This window comes from Microvirga makkahensis (assembly GCF_009830105.1).
GTDB lineage: Bacteria > Pseudomonadota > Alphaproteobacteria > Rhizobiales > Beijerinckiaceae > Microvirga > Microvirga makkahensis.
Genome location: NZ_WURB01000082.1, coordinates 1 through 961 on the forward strand (window position 1 = coordinate 1; position 961 = coordinate 961).

A 961-nucleotide genomic window follows, 5' to 3' on the forward strand; every position below is an offset into this window, starting at 1 on the left:
CGTGATGACGCTGATGCCGATCCCCTCGAAACGGTCCATGTTCATGAGGGCCGCGGGCGCCTCTTCCAGACTGATCCTCCTGCCGACGAGCTTTTGAGGGCTGAGCTTGCCCGTCTCGATCATGTTCATCATGGCCTGATAGCGGAAGGCCTGCATGCCGTGGCTGCCGAGAATTTCAAGCTCCCAGCCGATCACGCGATCCATCGGGATTTGCGGGCGCGCGTGGTCGCCCAGCATCAGGCCGACCTGCACGTGACGTCCCCGGCGGCGAAGGTTCGCAATCGAGTTGAAGCAGGTCGTGGGATGGCCCAGCGCGTCGATGGACACATGCGCGCCGCCCTTGGTGATCTCGCGCACGGCCTCGACCACGTCGGCGACCTCGCGCGCATTGATCGTCGCGACCGCGCCCATCTGCCTGGCGAAGTCGAGCTTCTCCTGAGCCAGATCGATGGCGACCACGTTCGCGCCCAGGGCGGCCGCGATCATGATCGCCGACAGGCCGACCCCGCCGCAGCCATGCACGGCCACCCAGTCTCCCGGTCCCACGCGGCCCTGGTCGACGATGGCGCGGAAGGACGTCACGAAGCGGCAGCCGAGGCTCGCGGCGGTTTCGAAATCGAGGCTCTCGGGCAGCGCGACGAGGTTCGTATCCGCGTAATCGACCGCCACGTATTCCGCAAAGGATCCCCAGGCCGTGAAGCCCGGCTGGAACTGATGCTCGCAGACCTGATGGTTGCCCGAGTTGCACTCGAAGCAATGCCCGCATCCGCCGACGAACGGCACCGTGACGCGGTCGCCCCTCTTCCAGCGGGTGACCTGCCGGCCGGTGGCGAGAACCGTGCCCGCCAGCTCGTGCCCCGGCACGTGCGGCAGCGTAACGTCGGGATCGTGCCCCATCCATCCGTGCCAGTCGCTCCGGCACAGCCCCGTCGCCTCCACCTTGATCACCACGCCCTCGGTG

At 67.1% G+C, this 961-nt stretch carries 1 protein-coding gene; it reads right to left on the bottom strand.

The window, feature by feature from the left end; translation table 11 throughout:
• A partial coding sequence (locus GR328_RS26520; RefSeq protein ID WP_160888632.1) for a zinc-dependent alcohol dehydrogenase family protein occupies positions 1-961 on the bottom strand: 961 nt, incomplete at both ends.